The organism is Stenotrophomonas sp. STEN031, from assembly GCF_056759975.1.
In genome coordinates this window covers 1-18,010 of the sequence record NZ_JBRREA010000075.1, presented here as the reverse complement: position 1 = coordinate 18,010, position 18,010 = coordinate 1, and the positions used below count along the sequence as shown (strand labels likewise).

The following is an 18,010-nucleotide window of genomic DNA, read 5'->3' as shown; positions in this document are numbered from 1 at the left end:
GGACCATCCGCACCGCCCGCTCACGCACCTCGGGTGCGTACCTCGTCAATCTGTTGCTCATGGCTCCATCCTCTCAAGGTTTGGAGCCTCCGGGAAAGACGGGGCGATTCATACCTTGGGAAGAGTCGCCTTCGTGATGATCTTCTTGGGCATGGCAACTCAAACCAAGCGAAGTGGAATTGTCGCAGCGGCGACAGTATCCGAAGGCAGCTCAATCAACCCGAGATCCATCAGAGCACACTGAACAGGAGACGGGTCATGCCCGTCCGGAATACGCAGCACCGTGCCATCCGGAAGCGCCTCCTCCTCGAGCATGATTCGCATGGTCCTCGTATGCGCAAGTTTCCATTTGTGATTATCGACCCAGCGATCCGCGCCAAAATCGCCGTCGATGTGCGCTTGTTGGGCCTTCTCCAGGAGCTTCTGCGTTTGCGCTTCCAACAGCCGAATCCTGTCGAGCGTGACATGATCACCCTTGATGCATCTGTGCTCTTTGCAGGTCATGCATTCACGCTGCTTCATGCAAGGCGCCATTGCATAGTCATGCGTACACATGCCGTATAACGTTGCCTTGGCCGTGCCCAGACGGTCGACCCCAAGCTCTTGATAGGTAACAGGCTGCCGATTCTTGAATCGCTCCAGCAAGCTAGGCGCCTCTCTTACGATTAGGGCCCTTGCCTCCGACAAGCGTTCTTCTGGGCTGCGGTGGTCGTAATGCCGATTATCGGTGGGCTTTGCCCGGCCCGCCCATTGTGCCAATGTAAAGTCATCCATCCCCGCGCGCTCTGACATCGTGCTTAGCCAGTGACGTGGCTGGTGGGTAGTCAACTTGATGGGATCTCCATCTACCTCCTTGAGACCGGCAAGCAGATAGGTCCCGCTCTCCGGGTCCAGGCGAGCGTTTACGTCATTGGCCGTTGGCAGGCGCCACGAAAATTCCTTGACCGAAAAATTCGCGTGAAATTCATACTCACGATGCAGGCAAAGCGCATCCCATACTTTCACGACCTTCTTGGCATTGATGAAGGGCCAGTCGCCGCCTTGGTATTGCTCCTTAACGAACTTCGCAAGATCGCCGTATGTGATATCGGCCCGACCCACGAATTGCTTCAGGCGCTTCGTTCTTGGGACATGTCCATCTTTTGCGTAGCGCCCATCAAGGTTCAAGGCGGCAAACACTTCCTTAGTACTTAGAGGCTCACCATCGCTGAGTTGATCGGCGGAGCTAAGGCCAGCACTCCGCATGAAAACTCCAGGATTCTCAAAGGCAAATCGCGCCGCTAATCGAGCGGGCCTGCCGATCTCCTCCAGCCTCCGCACAGCCTCAACGACCACGTCCTCCATCACCGGCAGGACCCACTTCTTCATACGACCTTTTCCCTTCGCAGCCACCCAGCGAAGGCACATCCTTTCTGCGCCTGAATCATCCGGCTCGCGACCAATACAATCCACTGGAAGGCTAAGCACTTCTGAGATTCGACTTGGCGTTGCCATCAAGAGAATCGCAATAGAAGAGTAGAACCGAGTATGTGGGTCGGCGGCACCTGCGAAGAGATCCGCCAACGCGAGCATGCTGGCGTTACTTGGCAACTTACTTTCACGATGCTCGCGCCCAGCCTCTCCTAGGTCCTCGGTCAGAATTGCCGGCTTCTTGAATGGCGACCTCCACTGAGGCAGACCCAGCGATACGAATTTCTCGCGGCAAAAATCAAATACCCCAGCTAGGGTGAGGCCGGTTTTGTGATAGACATCCTCGGAAGCATAGAACTCGCGGCACTTCTGCGCACTGAGGTCCATCACCGCCCCATTGAGCAACAGCACATCTGCCTTCAAGCCTGACTCGATCAGCGCGGCTTCAATACAGCGTAGCGCTTGCAGCCAGTACTGCACTGAGATCACTGGTCTATGACTGTACTTATAGCGAACGTAGGCCTTTGCGAAATCCTTGAATGGTTGCGCTAGAGGTGTGTACCGATATGGCGTCAACTCCTGCAACTGGGTCGCAAAAACAGCAACGGTCTTTCCTTGCTGCCAACGATCCTTTGGCCAAGTATCAGCACCAAAAGCCGTCAGATCTTCTCTAGCCAGACGGATAAAGTCGTCCAGATTTGTCCTGGCATCTCGACCCGCCTTCGGAACGAATAGGATGACATCAGACACAGGCCATCTCCTCATCCGAGTCTGGAATGGCTAGCTTGTCCTTGAATTCGCTGCACAAGGTAATGCAATGTTCGACGGCAAGTATCAATAGGTCGTTTGCCGACACCACTACATCTGAACAACCCGCATCACGCGCCCGAGACTTTTCCGCATACAGATCCTCTAGCACCTCTTGATGCGGTCCATGGACCCACGGTTGGAAGTGGGTGCATGTGTAACAAGCGCGATACCCGCTCGCGCAGAACCCGTAGTTTCCGCATGTGCCGACACCGTTTGATCTGTCGTTCGCCACACGGCTACGCGGATCATCTCCTCGGATAGCGTCTCGTTCCAATCGAACGAGCCTGCCAAGGCAGGCCTGCGCGAAAGGAGCCAGCTTTGGACCAATGAACTCATCAATGATGGCCACTTCATTCGCGGTGTTTTCCGTATATACGCGGACATTCTGAATGTCGGAATGATCCAACAACTCCGCAATTACGAACGCACCGAAACCCTCACGTCGAAGCTTGGTGCCACGCGTGTGTCTGAAGCGCCTGGCAGACAGGCGAATAAACTCACCAGTTCGCTCTGATCGCGCGGTGTTCGCACGCGCGTACCTCAGCAGGGCTGAGTCCAGAGAGCTAGTCGTTGCGTGCAGAGCGTCTGGCTTGGAGCCAGCAAGCAGGTCTCTCAACTCCGCAACACTCTTTACCTTCGCAGCCGCATCCTCGTTGATAAATATCGGAACTTCTTTGCGTAGGTCGTCATCCAATTTCGCTCCAATTGTTGCCTCCACATCTGCCACCGCTCTGCGATGGAGACTGTCGAGCACGAGAAACAGATCTTCAATGATCGGAATGGAGCGAAACTTCCCTCGAAATCTCAGATTCCGTTGTTTTGCTCGTGGTACGTTCAAATAAAGAGACGCAACTTCTTTCGGATTCCCCTTCAAGTCTCTCCCTCGAAGTGCGGCCAACTGAACCGTACGGCGAGCAGTCATTGCGAGAGCCAAGAGGTACACAAAATCCTTGAACGTGATCTTGCGCTTGATTACAGCTGAATTTGCCCAGTCAAGCAGGGCCGCCATCTCCAAGTCCGTGTATGGCCCTGTTTCGGGGCAGCCGGTGGCCACAGCTGCACCCTTCTCGTTTCCTTTGATTGTCCACCCGCTTGTAGTTCACAACAAGCCCTTTTTGCCGCAGCTTCAGATGAATCATGCCCACGCCGTAGCGTTTGTGCCGTTGCGCCAAAGCGGCGATCTGCTCACGAAGCTCGGCGTTGTTGTCGGGCCTGGGCACATATCGCAACGTGCTGGCGCTCATGCGCGCTACCGCCAGCGCTCGTCGTTCGCTCAACCCCTTCTCAACCATGCTCCGCACCAGCAGCCTGCGCGCTGGTGCAGTCACCACTTTTTTCGCAATGCGTCCTTGATCACGTCGTTCTCGAATACCTGCTCAGCCAGTAGCTTCTTTAGGCGCGCGTTCTCCGCTTCCAGGTCCTTCAGCCGCTTGGCGTCGGGCACGCTCATACCGCCGAACTTGCTGCGCCACAGGTAGTACGAGGCCTCGCTGAAGCCGTGCCGGCGGCAAAGATCCTTGATGGGCATGCCTGCTTCAGCCTCACGCAGGAAGCCAATGATCTGTTCTTCGGTAAAGCGCTTCTTCACGTCCAATCTCCTTGTCATTGAGGATTGGACTCCAAACCCTTGTGCTACTCAATCTTGGGGGGATGTCGCGCCATGCCCGCACCGTTAGATCGGACTCATGCGTCGTGGTAAGCGGGATGCTTCGCTGTAATCGACCAGGTCCGCTTTCGGCCAGGAACGGACATGCTCCCGAATGATGGCCAGCTTCAAACCGGAGCGCTTCAAATTTCCGTCTACACAAGAATCTGCACACACATCGTGCTCAGTTTCCACTCATCCCCGTGCGGTCTGCTCGCCAAAGGCCAACCGTAGCGCTTCGGTGTCGCCGCTCAGCGCGGCACGCATGCGGCCTTCGTCCAAAGGGCGTACCACCCAGTCGACATCCCATTGGAAGCCATTGCGTCTTGAAATCGGAATGGCCAGATACCAACTTGGCCCGGGCCCGACGCAGTACCAGAATGCATCGTCTGAGGCCTGTGCCATCCAGCGCGGCCCCGGTTGCTGCATACCATCGAACCGTCCGTGCACCTGCTTCACCACCTGTACCTGGGCACCGGTGAAGGCAGCACCATCGCGCGACGGAAACCGCAGCTGCTCGAATGTTTCCTGGCGGGCAGCCCGCAACCGCTGCGGGCCGTTGAGTTGCGCAGCCGCCGCCATCACCACCCCCATTCCCAGCAATATCACCAATGCGCTCTTCATTACGCCCTGCCCGTAGTACTACCGAAATCGTCAATGATAGCGATCAGCTGCAGCAGGACGCTGCACTACGGCACCGGAAGGAAAGTGTCGAGTAAGCGACCAGAGCTGGAGAGCCGCAGCCGGATTGACCCCTGCCCCCTCAACTTGAATCACCCATTTCTTTCCAGACAGCGTAGGTCTGCTTTGGGTCGGATGACGCCTTGCGGCCAGGAGCGTACGTTCAACTCTATATTGTCTGCATTTCCTTAAGCAGAGGCTCGAGCTCGACGATCCGCGAGATGGTAACGCTCTCTAGCGCGCTGGCGTGGATGAGAGGCTGGATGCTCCCGCCGTGGTACTGGCTGGACTGGAACTCAGCGCTAGCCTCGCGATATCGAAGCCACATCTGCTGAGAATTCTCGAATGAGTCTAGGCGGCCACCAGAAAGATGCTTTCGCAAATCTTCAACCAGAGCGGCAAGCCTTTCTTCGGCTCTGTGAAACGACGCTGCAGCATGTCGATTCATGTCCGCTTGAGTCATGTGTTCCGAGTGATCAGTGGCGTAGATCTGGAAGGCCTGCTCTTGGTAGGCGGCGGCCAGTGTCTTCGCTGAGTTGGCCTTTCCCATAATCGTGTCTTCAAGCACCTTCAGATCATGAAGGGTAGTACCTGACGCCTCTAAGTTCTTCTTCAGATCGAGCAGCTTTTGCTGCTTATCGATCTGTTCGAACATGGGTTTCTGCTCGATGCGGCGCCGCACGAAAAATCCAACTGCCGCCATCAGTGCTCCGAAAACGGCATAGAGGAATTTCTCTAGCATTTGCCACGCACCCCTAAAGTCTACAAGGCCATCCAACTACCCAATAGCCGGACCCGTGGGTCCGGCTACACGACTTGCCCTCAATGCACCGTTTGGTGGACTTTCCCTCTAACACGGCTCGATCTTAGGGCGCTGGGGTCCAGCTAACAAGCCAGCGTATAAAAGGACCCAGCGGTAGGATCGGCGCCGGCACGAATGGCCGCTGTGGGTCGATAGCGCCCTGCGCGACAGCAGCCGCGCAGGGCAATCTAAGACTTAAAAGGGTAGGGTCAGCCCACCAACTTTAGGTGCGGCTGACCTTTCCCTTCAGCTTATCCAAGTAGTCTGCCCACGCTTGCATCATCTTCCTGCGCTCAGGCAAGTGTTCCGCTCGATTGTAGGCAGCCTTGATGGGATTTCTTTCAGAGTGAGCAAGCTGTCTTTCGATCGCATCTGATGTCCATCCCATCTCATGAAGCAAGGTGGACGCCATGCTTCGGAAGCCATGCCCGGTCATATCGTCAGTCCCGTAGCCCAGGCGACGAAGCGCTGCATTGACGGTGTTCTCGCTCATTGGATCCCTCGAATTCCGAACGGACGGAAACACGTAGCGTCCATTCCCCGTGACCGGCCGTAGTTCCTCAAGTAACGCAGCTGCCTGCTTGGACAGCGGAACAACGTGAGCTACGCCCATCTTCATTTTCTTCGCAGGGATGTTCCATTGCTTCGCAGCAAGATCGAACTCTCCCCACTCCGCCTTACGCAATTCACCCGGACGAGTGAAAACCAGAGGAGCAAAGCGGAGCGCACATTGCGTGACAAGTTGCCCCGTGTACCCATCAATGGCCCGCATCAGCTCACCGACCTTCGCTGGATCGGTTATTGAAGCGTAGTGCCTATTCTTCGCCGTCTTCAAAGCACCACGAAGAGCACTGGTCGGGTCGCGATCTAACCTTCCAGTGGCCACGGCATAGCGAAATACCTGCCCACAGATTTGGCGAAGGCGCTGCGTGGACTCGATCTTCTCCTGAGCCTCCAACCTACGCAGGACCGCCAACACCTCAGCGGTAGTGATCTCATGGATCTGCCGCTTACCTAGCCAAGGGAAAGCGTAGGTTTCCAGCATCCAAGCTGCCTTCTCCCGCGTTGACTGCGCCAAGTCCCCACGGGACTCAAGCCATTCCACGGCTATCGTCTGGAAGCGGGTATCTACTGACAACTTTGACGTGAGCTTGCTCAATTGCTTGTGCTCGGAAGGATCGCGTCCAGCACGAAGCTTCGCCCTAGCCTCATCACGGGCCTCACCGGCCTCCTTCAATGACACTTCGGGATACACCCCGATCGACAGCAACTTCTCCTTGCCATCCCAGCGGTACTTCATTCGCCAGTATCTGGCTCCGTTGGGCATCACGTGCAGGTAAAGGCCTGCCCCTGCCGCCAGCTTGTAGGGCTTGTCCTTAGCCTTCGCATTTCGCGCGGCCATATCTGTCAATTGCTTAGCACCCATTGGGGGTACATCCTCCTTGCTGAACTCCGTTTTTCGAAATGTACCCCCACTTGTACCCCCAAAGCTCTTGGATGTACGTGGACAAGCTCGGACCAAAGCGCACAAAAAAGCCCGCATTTCTGCGGGCTTAGTATGAATTCTGGACTTACTTGGACGCCATGGGACCAGGCGATGGTGCCGCTTGTTGTCCTGGTACTCGGCAAACGAAAAGTGGTGCTTGGCATCGAGCCAGCCGTGATTGGCTCCACCAAGGCTGGCAAATGGGCGACGTTCAATCATGGCGTTCTCCTGAAAGCGGTGGGGTTTCGATGGGAGAAAGTCTAGGCCTGCACCTCAACATCGAGAATAGAAAGTATGGAAAAGCATTCTTTCCATTTATGACATGATCTCCCTACCCCGCCCCGCGAGCCGCCGCCATGAACCGTCTGCCTGACCTGGAAGCCTGGGCGATCTTCGCCAAGGTAGCCGAAGCCGGCTCCTTCGCCCGCGCCGCCGAAGAGCTGCAGCTGTCGCAGGCCACTGTTTCCAAGGCCATCACCCGGCTGGAGACGCGCATCGGCACCAGCCTGTTCCACCGCACCTCGCGGCGCATGTCGCTGACCGCTGCCGGTGAAGCTGCGCTGGAGCGGGCAGCACGCATCCTCGACGAGGGCGAAGCGGTGGAGGCGGAAGTGGCCGATCGTTCAGCGGCGCTGCGCGGCCTGATCCGGCTGGCGGCACCGATGTCGTTCGGGGTATCGCGGCTGGCACCGCTGCTGCCGGCCTTCATGCAGGCACATCCGGACGTGGAGCTGGACATCCAGCTCAGCGACCAGATGGTGGATCTGGTGGCCGAGCGCTTCGACATGGCGCTGCGCATTTCCACCTTGGCCGACTCCAGCCTGCGCGCACGCCAGCTATGCCAGGTACGCATCCTGCTGGTCGGGTCGCCAGCCTACTTCGAGGCCCACGGGCGTCCCAACCATCCGCGTGATCTGGTCCAGCACCGCAGTTTCCAATACAGCTATACCCGCAGCGGCAACACCTGGCGCTTCCGTCACCCGCGCCATGGCGAGTTCGCGCAGACCGTGCCGCGCCAGCTGCAGGCCAATAACGCCGAAGTATTCGATGCCGCCCTGCAGGCTGGACTGGGCCTGGCCCTTCAACCCGAGTTCCTGGTCTGGGAGCAACTGCGCGATGGCCGCCTACAGACCGCGATGGACGACTGGAAGGTCGAACCCTTGGCGCTGAGCATCATCACCCCACCCGGCCTGCATCGGCCGGCACGGGTGCAGGCCTTGATCGACTACCTGGCGCAGCAGCTGGAACAGGAACCATGGGCAGCCCGCCTTCCTGTATCACACTGACCCTGCGCAGTCCGCACACAACATGCGGCACCTCTACAATCCGTGCGTGCATTCCCGCGCGCCAGACTTTCTTTCCTGTCCATGAAACATCTGTTCAACGTCCTGCTGCTGTCCCTGCTCCTTGCCAGTCCTGCCGTACAAGCCAGCGATACTCCCGAATCCGTTGCCCGCGCCTATATCGCGGCCATCAATGCCAACGGGATGGAGGCCGGCGCGGATTTCTTCCATCCGGATGAGCAGAAGCGCCTCAAGGACATGTTGCAGCCGGTATACGACGCGATACCCGAAGATGACCCCGCGCATGGCATGGGTAATGTGCTGCGCAAGATGCCGGCAGACGAGTTCGCGCGCCGGATGATGCGCTTGAGCGAAGCGCAGTTGGACGGTGCACGCGTCGTGGTGGATCGGTTGGATATCCTGGGGTCGGTCGCAGAGGGCGAAACCGTGCATCTGGTCGCGCGCACCAACTTCACCATCGGCCCCGTCAGCTTCTCCAAACTGCAGGTGATCAGCCTCAAGCCTTATCAGGATGGCTGGAAGCTGCTGCTATCCGGCGATATCGAAGGCATGGTCCAAGGAATGCAGCTGCGTGGCATGGTGCCGCGCTGATCGCACGGCCATCATCAATACAGGGCAGGCTCAACGAGCCGACGTGGTTGGATAGGCTAGCATCACCACCAGGTCTTCTTCGCCAGTCTGCTGCAAGGCATGGCTGCTGCCACTGCGGGTAAGCAGGGCGTGGCCAGGGCCGACTTCGTATTGCTTGCCATCAAGCACGTACAGGCCGCGTCCGCTGACGATGTAGTAGATCTCGTCCTTGTGCTGTGGGTGCAGGCCGATGCCAGCGCCCTTGTGCAGCACGCGCTTGCGCATGACAAACGGTAGATCGCTTACGTCGGCAAAGAACGAGTAGGCGGTGGTCGGTCCGGCGCCGCCGTGTGGGCCCGGTTGCTGGCGACCTATGTCCTGCTCGCGGATGACCTGCGAGCCGTGCGGATTGCCTGCCTCCTGCACCGGTGTCGCAACCGCCGGTGCCGCGACACTTGGCGTGGAGACAGCAGCGCCCTGCCCTGCGCTGATCGCGCCGCAATCGATATCACGCTTCAGCGTCGCTTTCATCTGCGGTGCGATCTCGACCCAGCCACGCATCACCTGGCAGGCAAGCGCGGTTGCACCGGCCACGCTGAAATGGGTGCCATCGGCCTTGTTCTGTTCGGGCACGAACATGAAGTAGGGCTTGGCGCCCTGCTCGCCCAGCGCGCGTATCCACGCCATCGAGCTTGCGTTGAGATCGATCAGCTGCACATTGTGCTGTTTCGCCACCTGCTTCATCGCCTGCGTGTAGCGGCCGTGTGTATCCAGCAGCGCACCGAAGTCGTAGAGCAGCCGCGCAACCGGGGTGATCAGGATCGGTGTTGCACCCTTGTCGCGCGCGGCAGCAATGTAGCGCGAGAGGAATTGCGGATAGTCGCTGTCCGGATCGGTGTAACGCGTTGGGTCCTCGCGCTTGGCATCGTTGTGACCGAACTGGATCAGCAGTACATCGCCTGCTTGCAGTTCCTTTTCGATTGCCTCCAGCCGCCCTTCGTTGATGAAGCTGCGGGTGCTGCGACCGCCGACGGCATGGTTGCGTACCTGCCATTGGCTCACATCCAGCCAGCTTTGCAGCGCCTGGCCCCAGCCGGCCTGCGGCGCGCGTTCAGGGCCGTAGCTGGCTGCGGTGGAGTCTGCGGCTATGAAGATGCGGTGGGTTGGCGCTTGGCATTTGGCTTGGAAAGCAAATGCAAACGCGAAAATGCCGACTAGAAAGGATGCATGAAATTGCATGGGCTGCTTCTGCTCAATAGCCCCTCTCCCCTTGCGGGAGAGGGGTTGGGGAGAGGGGTAGCGATCGAAGAACGCTGCTTTCATCAGTTCCACCGCCAAGAAGCAAGCGTGCTGCGCACGCCTCCCCTCTTCCGCCCTGCGGGCACCTTCTCCCGCAAGGGGAGAAGGGCTGGGTCCAATTTTCATCGTGATCTGATGGCACACGATCAATCGCAAACAACAAAGGCGCCCGCAGGCGCCCTTGTCTGCCCGCAAGGGCGCTACCGCATGCGTGGGCTTACTTGCCCAGCACGCTCTTCACGTAGGCGACGATGGCGTCGTCCTTGGCATTGTCGAAGAACGCCTTCTGGAAGCGCTCGCCGCCAACGGCCTGCTTCACCAGTTCCTGGTCGATGGACTTCAGGCCTTCAACGAAGTCCTTCGAAGCGCCCTGCTTCACCTGCGCCAGGATGCCGGCATTGGCCATCTGCGATTCCTTGCGCTCGGCCGGGTAACCCTGGCCGCGCTCACCGGCAAATGCCTTCTCGAAGATGTAGCGGATGTTGATTTCCGCACCCCAGCCAAAGCCCTTGGCGAACGGCAGGGCCAGCGCGTTGCCGCTGTTGACCTGGGCGAACAGGAAGGCGTCGGTTGGCTCGATGCAGTAGCCGCAGAACACGCCCGGCCATGCATTGAGCGACATCATCGCGCCCTGCCCGGTGCCGCAGCCGGCAACCACGAAGTCCACGGCCTTGGCGTTGAGCAGCAGCGCGGCGCAGATGCCGAGGTGGATGTAGGTCAGGCGGTGATCGTTGTCACCGTCCATGCCGACGTTGAACACGTCGTGGCCCTGCTGGGCGGCGACGGTGTTGAGCTGTTCCAGCACCACCGGGTTCTTGGCGGCCTGGCTGAACTCCTGCATCAATGCGATTTTCATTGCGTGACTCTCGATTAGGGGGAAACGTTGTTGGTGATGAGGTGGAAGCAAAAGCAAAAGCTCCCCTCATCCGCCCCTTCGGGGCACCTTCTCCCGCATGCGGGAGAAGGGGAATCTGTGCTGCGCGCGACTGCAGCTTGGCTGCCTGCGCTCGCTATCGCTGTCGCGCCTGCCTTTGCTTCGGCTTCGGCTGCAGCTTCGGCCTCTGCCTCGGCTACTGCTGTTGCTCCGGCTGTTGCTCCGGCTCTTGCCTTGGCTGGTGCTTCGGCTTCAGCTCTTGCTTTCCCCTCTCCCGCACGCGGGAGAGGGGTAGGGGTGAGGGCGCTTCTGGCTCTTCAGCGCTTCTGGCTCTTCAGCTTTACGCTTCCGACCTGCCTTTCAGCTTCCCACTCACCACCTTCAATCCTCAGCGCGCCAACCAACCACCATCAACCGGAATGATCGCGCCGTTGACATAATCCGACGCGCTCGAAGCCAGGAACACTGCCGTACCACCCAGGTCTTCCGGCTTGCCCCAGCGGCCGGCCGGAATGCGGTCCAGGATCGCCTTGTTGCGGTCTTCGTCAGCGCGCAGCTGTGCGGTGTTGTCGGTGGCCATATAGCCCGGGGCAATGGCGTTGATGGTCACGCCCTTGCCTGCCCACTCATTGGCCAGCAGGCGGGTGATGCCGGCGATGCCGCTCTTGGAAGCGGTATACGACGGCACCCGCACGCCGCCCTGGAAGGACAGCATCGAGGCGATGTTGATGATCTTGCCGCTGCCCTGGGCAATGAAATGCTTGCCGGCGGCCTGGCTCATGAAGAACGCGGACTTGATGTTGACGTTCATCACGTCATCCCAATCCTTCTCGCTGAAATCCACGGCATCAGCACGACGGATCAGGCCGGCGTTGTTGACCAGGATGTCCAGGCGCCCCAGACCGGCAATGGTTTCGGCAACCACGCGCTCGACCGGCTCGATGCTGATCAGGTTGGCTTCGATGTTGAGGAAGCGGCGGCCCAGCGCGCGCACCTTCTCGGCGGTCTCGTCGGCCGGGACGATGCCGGCGCCGGCAATGTCGGCACCGGCGGCGGCCAGCGCCAGCGCGATGCCCTGGCCCAGACCGGTATTGGCACCGGTTACCAGGGCGACCTTGCCTTCGAGACTGAATGGATTCGTCATGCTGTTCCTCTCCCAGAGCGGTAGTTCGGTAGTGCTGTCAGCGGTTGGCGCCGCAGCGGTGCGATGGCGCCGGGTCGGGCCCGGTCAACACATCTGTCCAGTGGCCCGCCAGGTTTGCAGTGCGGGCCTGCCGGGCGATGATAGCCAATTATGGAAACCGGTGTCATTTTGCACTGCAAGATATCCGGTTTTCTTTGCAAAACAAAAACTTGGGTTTCTTCAGTCCTGCGGCGGCTGGCAGGAATCGCGCACGATCAGATGCGGGCGCACGCTGGCCAGGGGCAGGGCATTCTTGCCCTCCGGCTGGATCAGCATGGCAGCCGCTGTTCTCCCGGTGTCACGGGTATTGCGGCGCACCGAGGTCAGCGATGGCCACAGCCGTGAGGCCAACGGGCTGTCGTCGTAACCGACCACCGACAGTTCGCGCGGGATATTGATGCCGGCGCGCATGGCCACCTTGTAGACGCCGGCCGCCATTTCATCGTTACCGGTGAAGATGGCGGTGGGGCGCTGCTTGCCCAGCAGCAGCTTCTCGGCCGCGGCCACACCGGACTCGAAGGTGTAACCGGCCTCGATGATGCGCGCCGGCGGCAGCTCGATGCCACGCCGCTCCAGGGCTTCAAGGAAGCCGGCGGTGCGCTCATGGGCCGAGCGGTAAGCGGTGGGGCCAGTGATCAGGGCGATGTCGCGGTGGCCCAGCGACAGCAGGTAATCGGCCGCTTCGGCGGCGCCGTCACGGTCGTGGGTGATCACCATCTGCGAGGTTTCATCCAGCGGCAGCGAGGCGATGCGGGTGAAGCGGCAGCCGATCTCGTCCAGCATGTCGGCCAGCGCCTGGTCTTCGGAAGCACGCGGCACCAGGATCACGCCGTGCAGCTTCTGCTGCTGCACGAAGCGCTTCACGCCCTCGATGTAGCCGGGGCTGCGGGTGTCGCAGGGGTGCACCACCAGCTCGAAGCTGGAGCCACGCAGGGCGTCCAGTGCACCGTTTTGCATGTCCACCACGTATTGCGCGGTGGGGTTGTCGTAGACCATGCCGATCAGGAACGAGCGCCGGAACGCCAGCCCGCGGGCCAGCGGGTCGGGCGTGTAGCCGACCTCGCGCATCAATGCTTCCACCTTGTCGCGGGTGTCTTTGCGCACCAGCGGCGAGTTGTTGATGATCCGCGAGACCGTCTTCTTGGAAACACCCGACAGCCGCGCGATGTCGTTGATGGTGGCGGGCCGCCCCAGTGACTGGGGCGTGGCGGCGGCGTCGGCTTTCTTGCGCAAGGCGATGTCCTTGAAACCGTTCAATACATTCATTCTATCGGGCCGCGCTCAATCCAGTGCGCGGTAGCGGAACTGGCGGAAGTGGACCTTGCCATTGCCGGCGGCGTAGATGGCCGGCTTCAGCGCAAGGAATTTCCCCGCCACATTGTGATGGTAGCCGGAGACTTCCATCTGAACAGGGTATTTCTGCCAGGTCCGGCCGTCCTTGGAGCTGTGGATGGTGAGGATGTGGCGGTTGTTGCTCACCCGCAGCCACAGCTTGCCGCCGGTGGCACTGGGCTGGGGCCGGGTGGGGCGCTCCTCGCCATAGCGGTGCAGGATGAACTGCTCGCCATTGCTGCCCACGCCAGCGTACAGGCGGTCGCTGTAATACAGCAGGGCGCCGCCGAAGGCACCCGGCTCGATGTCCATTTCCACTTCGAACTGATAGGCGACGTCGCCGGCAATGGCGGTCAGCGGTGAGCTGTCACGCGGGGTCGTGCCCTTGCCCTGCAGGCTCATGCCGTCCTTGTCGAAGGACAGCCGCTGGTACTCCTCGCGGGTCGGGTTGAAGAACGACCACTGCGGGCCGAGCTTGCCGCCCTTGAAGTCATCGGACAGCGCCATGCCATGCGGCACCGCTTCACCGGACGGCTTGGCCAGCAGCGCGCCCAGATCGCCGCCCTTGGCCACGAACCAACCGTCGTCGGTCCACTCGATCGGCTCCAGCAGCATCTGCCGGCCCAGCGTCCAGTAACCGTTCTCGTAGCCGTGGTACATCATCCAGCCGCGGCCATCGGTGCCTTCGATCAGGGTGGCATGGCCACGCGACCACCACGGCTCGGCGCGATCGACGGTGCGGGTGATGGGGTTGTTGGGTGCGTTTTCCCACGGCCCGTGGATCGAGCGCGAACGTGCGGTGATGACCATGTGCCCGGTCGGCGGGCCGGCGGTGCCGCCAACGGCGGTGGTCATGTAGTACCAGCCGTTGCGCTGGCTGATCTTCGGGCCTTCCTGGGCATAGGCCTCCACGTCCCAGCTTTGCGGGTAACGCCAGCCGTCATAGACATGCTTGGGCGTGCCCACCACGCTCAGGCCGTCGTCGCTGATCTGTACATAATCGCCACCGGACAGGAACAGGTAGCGCTTGCCGTCCTCGCCCACGGCATGGCCGGGGTCGATGTAGCCGGCCAGGCCCATGTCGATGGGCTCGCTCCACGGGCCCTTGATGTCGTCGGCCCACACCACGAAATTGCTGCGCGAATCACCGGTGCGCGCCGGGAAGTAGATGAAGTAGCGGCCGTCGTGCCTGATGATGTCCGGCGCCCAGATCGCGCCGACGTTGGTGGTGATGGCATGGCCCAGCGGCTGCCAGTTGACCAGGTCGCGCGAATGCCAGATCGGCAGGCCGGGATAGGCGTCGAAGGAAGACAGGGTGAGGTAGTAATCATCACCGTCCTTGAGCACCGACGGATCCGGGTGGTCGCCGGCCAGCACCGGGTTGAGGAAGCTGCCATTGCCCAGATCGGCCATGCGCTGGTGCTCGATGCCACGCTTCGGGCTGATCGGTGCATCGGCGGCCCAGGCCGGCACGGCGGCCAACAGGCATGCGGCGGCCAGCGCGGCCAGGGTACGGGTCACGTTCATCGACATCTCCAGGTTGAAGGCGCGGCGAATACGCCAGCGTCAAACCACGGCTGCGGACAGGCGTGAACCTGTCCGCAGCGTGCATGCATCAGCTACGCAGCAGGGCCGGCAGCCACAGCGACAGTTCGGGGAAGAAGGTCACGATCAACAGCACCAGCAGGCCGGCCATCCAGAACGGCCAGATGGTCTTCATGCTTTCGCCGACGCTGATCTTGCCGATGGCAGTACCGATGAACAGCACCGAGCCCACCGGCGGCGTGACCAGGCCCAGGCCACCGGTCAGCACCAGCACTAGGCCGAAGTGGATCGGGTCGATGCCATAGGCCTTGGCCACCGGCAGGAAGATCGGCGTGCAGATCAGGATCATCGGCGCCAGGTCCATGAAGGTGCCCAGCAACAGCAGCATCACCACGATCATCAACAGCACCATGTACTTGCTGTGGGCGAAGGACTGCAGGAAGTCCACCGCCGCCGCAGGTACCTGCAGGTAGGCCAGCAGCCAGCCGAACACCGCAGCGGTGGCGATCACGAACAGGATCACGCCGGTGCTGCGCGCCGCATGGATGACGGTCTCGAAGAACTCCTTGATGCGCAGCTGGCGGTACAGCACGGTGGTCACCAGCAAGGCGTAGACCACGGCGATGGCGGCCGATTCCACCGCGGTGAAGATGCCGGCGCGGATACCGAAGAAGATCAGGCCAACCAGGCCGAGGCCGGGCAGGGCGGCAACCAGTCGCAGCAGCACCGCGCGCCAGCCCGGGAAGGCTTCCACGCCGTAACCACGACGACGCGCGACCACATAGCCGGTGATCATCAATACCACCGTCATCAACAAGGCCGGCACGATGCCTGCGGCGAACAGGTCGGCAATGGACAGGCCACCACCGGCCGCGGCCGAGAACAGGATCAGGTTATGCGAGGGCGGTACCAGCAGCGCCACCAAGGCGGCGGTGATGCTGACGTTGACCGCGAAGTCACGGTCGTAACCGCGCTTGACCATCTGCGGAATCATCGTGCCGCCCACCGCCGACACGTCGGCGATGGCCGAACCCGACACACCGCCGAAGAACAGCGAGGACAGGATCGAGACCTGGCCCAGGCCACCGCGCAGGCGCCCGACCAGCGACGACGCAAGGGAAATCAGACGCTCGGAGATACCGCCGCGCATCATGATTTCACCGGCGAAGATGAAAAGCGGAATGGCGATCAGCGAGGCCGAACCGGTGCCGGCGGAAATCTGCTGCACCAATACAATGCTGGGGATGTCCAGATACAGCAGTGTGGCCAACGCGGCAGCGGCAAGCGCATAGGCCACCGGCACGCCGATCAACAGCAGCACGCCGAATACGGCGAAAAGAATTGCGATACCCATGACTCAGCGGTCCCCTTCAGCAGCGTTGGCAGACTTGCCGGCGCCTGCGCGCAGCGACAACAGCAGGCGATTGAGTGCGAATACCGCCATCAGTGCACCACCGATGCTCAACGGCAGGTAGTTCACGCTCTGCGGCAGGTTGGCACCGGCGGTCTTGATGTGCAGGCCGTCCAGCCACAACACCCAACCCCACCAAGCGAGGAAGCCACCGATGGTGCCGACGATCAGCGGCACCAGCGCATCGATCAGGCGCTTGACCAGCGGGTGCATCTGCTCGGCCAACAGGAAGAAGCCAAAGTGACGATTGGTATACACACCGGCGGCAGCGCCCATGCTCATCGTCGTGCTCAGCAGCAATAGCGTGACCGGTTCGGTCCAGCTCGGTGAATCGTTGATCACATAGCGGGCGAAGACCTGCCAGCCCTGCACCACCACCAACCCAAGCAGAGCGGCGACGGCGATATAGATGACCACGTCGGCAACTTTCTCCAGCACGCGCTGGAGACCTGCCGGGGCCGCTTGTACGTTGGAATCAGACATCGGTACGGCCCCCTCAGGCGAAGTCGCGGATGCGACGGTGCAACGCGGCGATATCGGCCTGCTGCAGGTAGTCACGCAGCAGCGGTTCGGCAGCGGCGCGGAACGCCGGCATGTCGACCGCATTCGACTTCACACCGGCAGCCAGTACTGCCTCGCGGGCCTTGTCTTCGGATGCGTCCCAGGCGGTACGCATCACCTGCACCGATTGCCGCGCCAGATCGATCAGCAGGCGACGATCGGACGGTGTCAGCGCATCCAGGCTGCGGCGCGACATCAGCAGGATGTCCGGCGCGTACGAATGCTGACTTTCCGACCAGTAATGCGCGGCCTCGAAATGACGGCTGGAATGGAAGCTGCGCATGTTGTTCTCGGCGCCGTCGATCATGTGCGTCTCCATGCCGGAGAACGTGTCGCCCAGCGACATCGGCGTCGGATTGGCACCGAACAGGCGCATCAGCTGCAGGAAGATGTCCGAGCTGGCCACGCGCAGCTTCAAGCCATGCAGGTCCTTGGGGGTGATGATCGGGTGCTTGGTGTTGTAGAAGCTGCGCGCACCGGAGTCGTAGACCGCCAGGCCGACCAGTTCGCGGCTCTCAAAGCCCTGCAGCACCGCATCGGCGATACCGCCATCGAGCGCGCGGCGCATATGTTCGACGGAGTCGAAGACATACGGCAGGCACAGCGCGCGCGTCAGCGGGAACGCGTTGTTGAGCGCGCCGGAATAGACGCGGGTGATGTCGATGGCGCCGAAGCGGGCCATGTCGATCGCCTCGGACTCGCGGCCGAGCTGGCCGGAGTGGAACTGGTTCAAACCCAGGCGGCCGCCGGTTTCGCGCAACAGCTGTTCGCCGATCCACTTCACCGCGGTGACCGTCGGATAGTCGGCCACGTGCACATCGGTGGCGGTCAGCAGCTGACTGCCGCCGGCCGCACCCTTGCCACCACCAGAGCAGGCGGCGAGCACCGGCATGGCCAATGCCCCCATGCCGGTCTTGAGAAAGCCTCTTCGAGTAACCATAGCGCCCTCCAACGCGTTGCTACCGTGGCGGGCGGGGGTCACCCGCCCCCACGGGCGTGCACGGAAATTAAGCCAATACGGGGCATCGCAAAAATAGGTTTTTGCGCCGCGCCTATTCAGGGGTGGCGGGGGGTAAGGCGGGTTCCGTACCAAAGCC

The 18,010-nt window shown here is 60.9% G+C and carries 15 protein-coding genes and 1 pseudogene; 2 read left to right on the top strand and 14 right to left on the bottom strand.

Going from position 1 to position 18,010, the window contains the following annotated elements; translation table 11 throughout:
• Nucleotides 1-159 precede the first annotated feature (159 nt).
• The 6 genes and pseudogenes from ACVOLQ_RS20505 to ACVOLQ_RS20480 all read right to left on the bottom strand — a co-directional run bounded on the left by ACVOLQ_RS20505 (nucleotide 160) and on the right by ACVOLQ_RS20480 (nucleotide 7,053).
• Nucleotides 160-2,160, bottom strand: a complete 2,001-nt coding sequence (locus ACVOLQ_RS20505; protein ID WP_481529135.1) for a hypothetical protein — start codon at nucleotides 2,158-2,160, stop codon at nucleotides 160-162.
• Entirely contained in the window at nucleotides 2,153-3,274 is a 1,122-nt protein-coding gene (locus tag ACVOLQ_RS20500) for a site-specific integrase (protein ID WP_481529134.1), read from the bottom strand. Before ACVOLQ_RS20500 ends, ACVOLQ_RS20505 begins: the two co-directional genes overlap by 8 nt.
• Nucleotides 3,264-3,826, bottom strand: a pseudogene (locus ACVOLQ_RS20495) (transposase); the annotation flags it as partial. The gene ACVOLQ_RS20500 and the pseudogene ACVOLQ_RS20495, both read right to left, overlap by 11 nt.
• A 234-nt stretch (nucleotides 3,827-4,060) precedes the next feature.
• Entirely contained in the window at nucleotides 4,061-4,489 is a 429-nt protein-coding gene (locus tag ACVOLQ_RS20490; RefSeq protein WP_143568526.1) for a hypothetical protein, read from the bottom strand.
• A gap of 226 nt (nucleotides 4,490-4,715) precedes the next feature.
• Nucleotides 4,716-5,288 carry a lysozyme inhibitor LprI family protein gene (locus ACVOLQ_RS20485; RefSeq protein WP_099497403.1) on the bottom strand — a complete coding sequence of 191 codons (573 nt, stop codon included), beginning with the start codon at nucleotides 5,286-5,288 and terminating at the stop codon, nucleotides 4,716-4,718.
• A 283-nt stretch (nucleotides 5,289-5,571) separates the two neighbouring features.
• Entirely contained in the window at nucleotides 5,572-7,053 is a 1,482-nt protein-coding gene (locus tag ACVOLQ_RS20480) for a tyrosine-type recombinase/integrase (RefSeq protein WP_481529133.1), read from the bottom strand.
• Nucleotides 7,054-7,190: 137 nt separating this feature from the next.
• Between ACVOLQ_RS20480 and ACVOLQ_RS20475 the strand changes: the two genes are divergently transcribed.
• Both ACVOLQ_RS20475 and ACVOLQ_RS20470 read left to right on the top strand, forming a co-directional pair.
• On the top strand, nucleotides 7,191-8,120 hold the full coding sequence (locus tag ACVOLQ_RS20475) for a LysR family transcriptional regulator (protein ID WP_481529132.1): 930 nt from the start codon (nucleotides 7,191-7,193) through the stop codon (nucleotides 8,118-8,120).
• Nucleotides 8,121-8,201: 81 nt separating this feature from the next.
• The gene (locus tag ACVOLQ_RS20470) at nucleotides 8,202-8,729 is read left to right on the top strand and encodes a hypothetical protein (RefSeq protein ID WP_481529131.1); all 528 of its coding nucleotides are present in this window, start codon (nucleotides 8,202-8,204) and stop codon (nucleotides 8,727-8,729) included.
• A gap of 30 nt (nucleotides 8,730-8,759) precedes the next feature.
• On the opposite strand, the gene ACVOLQ_RS20465 is transcribed toward ACVOLQ_RS20470, so the two are convergent.
• The 8 genes from ACVOLQ_RS20465 to ACVOLQ_RS20430 form a co-directional block, all read right to left on the bottom strand.
• Nucleotides 8,760-9,947: a GDSL-type esterase/lipase family protein gene (locus tag ACVOLQ_RS20465; RefSeq protein ID WP_481529130.1), complete on the bottom strand. Its 1,188-nt coding sequence runs from the start codon at nucleotides 9,945-9,947 to the stop codon at nucleotides 8,760-8,762.
• A 277-nt stretch (nucleotides 9,948-10,224) separates the two neighbouring features.
• Nucleotides 10,225-10,863 carry an RpiB/LacA/LacB family sugar-phosphate isomerase gene (locus ACVOLQ_RS20460; protein ID WP_312368917.1) on the bottom strand — a complete coding sequence of 213 codons (639 nt, stop codon included), beginning with the start codon at nucleotides 10,861-10,863 and terminating at the stop codon, nucleotides 10,225-10,227.
• Between the two features lie 406 nt (nucleotides 10,864-11,269).
• Nucleotides 11,270-12,025, bottom strand: coding sequence for a 2-dehydro-3-deoxy-D-gluconate 5-dehydrogenase KduD (gene kduD / locus ACVOLQ_RS20455; protein ID WP_313172839.1), 756 nt, complete (start codon nucleotides 12,023-12,025; stop codon nucleotides 11,270-11,272).
• Between the two features lie 219 nt (nucleotides 12,026-12,244).
• A complete protein-coding gene (locus tag ACVOLQ_RS20450; RefSeq protein ID WP_313493935.1) occupies nucleotides 12,245-13,330 on the bottom strand; it encodes a LacI family DNA-binding transcriptional regulator in 1,086 nt (361 codons plus the stop codon).
• 15 nt (nucleotides 13,331-13,345) lie between these two features.
• Nucleotides 13,346-14,923 (bottom strand): family 43 glycosylhydrolase, encoded by a 1,578-nt coding sequence (locus tag ACVOLQ_RS20445; RefSeq protein WP_481529129.1) that lies wholly within the window; start codon nucleotides 14,921-14,923, stop codon nucleotides 13,346-13,348.
• 88 nt (nucleotides 14,924-15,011) lie between these two features.
• Complete coding sequence (locus ACVOLQ_RS20440; protein ID WP_481529128.1) at nucleotides 15,012-16,295, bottom strand: TRAP transporter large permease; 1,284 nt, start codon at nucleotides 16,293-16,295, stop codon at nucleotides 15,012-15,014.
• Between the two features lie 3 nt (nucleotides 16,296-16,298).
• Entirely contained in the window at nucleotides 16,299-16,835 is a 537-nt protein-coding gene (locus tag ACVOLQ_RS20435) for a TRAP transporter small permease (protein ID WP_481529127.1), read from the bottom strand.
• Nucleotides 16,836-16,848: 13 nt separating this feature from the next.
• Nucleotides 16,849-17,853 (bottom strand): TRAP transporter substrate-binding protein, encoded by a 1,005-nt coding sequence (locus ACVOLQ_RS20430; RefSeq protein ID WP_313172843.1) that lies wholly within the window; start codon nucleotides 17,851-17,853, stop codon nucleotides 16,849-16,851.
• Nucleotides 17,854-18,010: the final 157 nt, after the last annotated feature.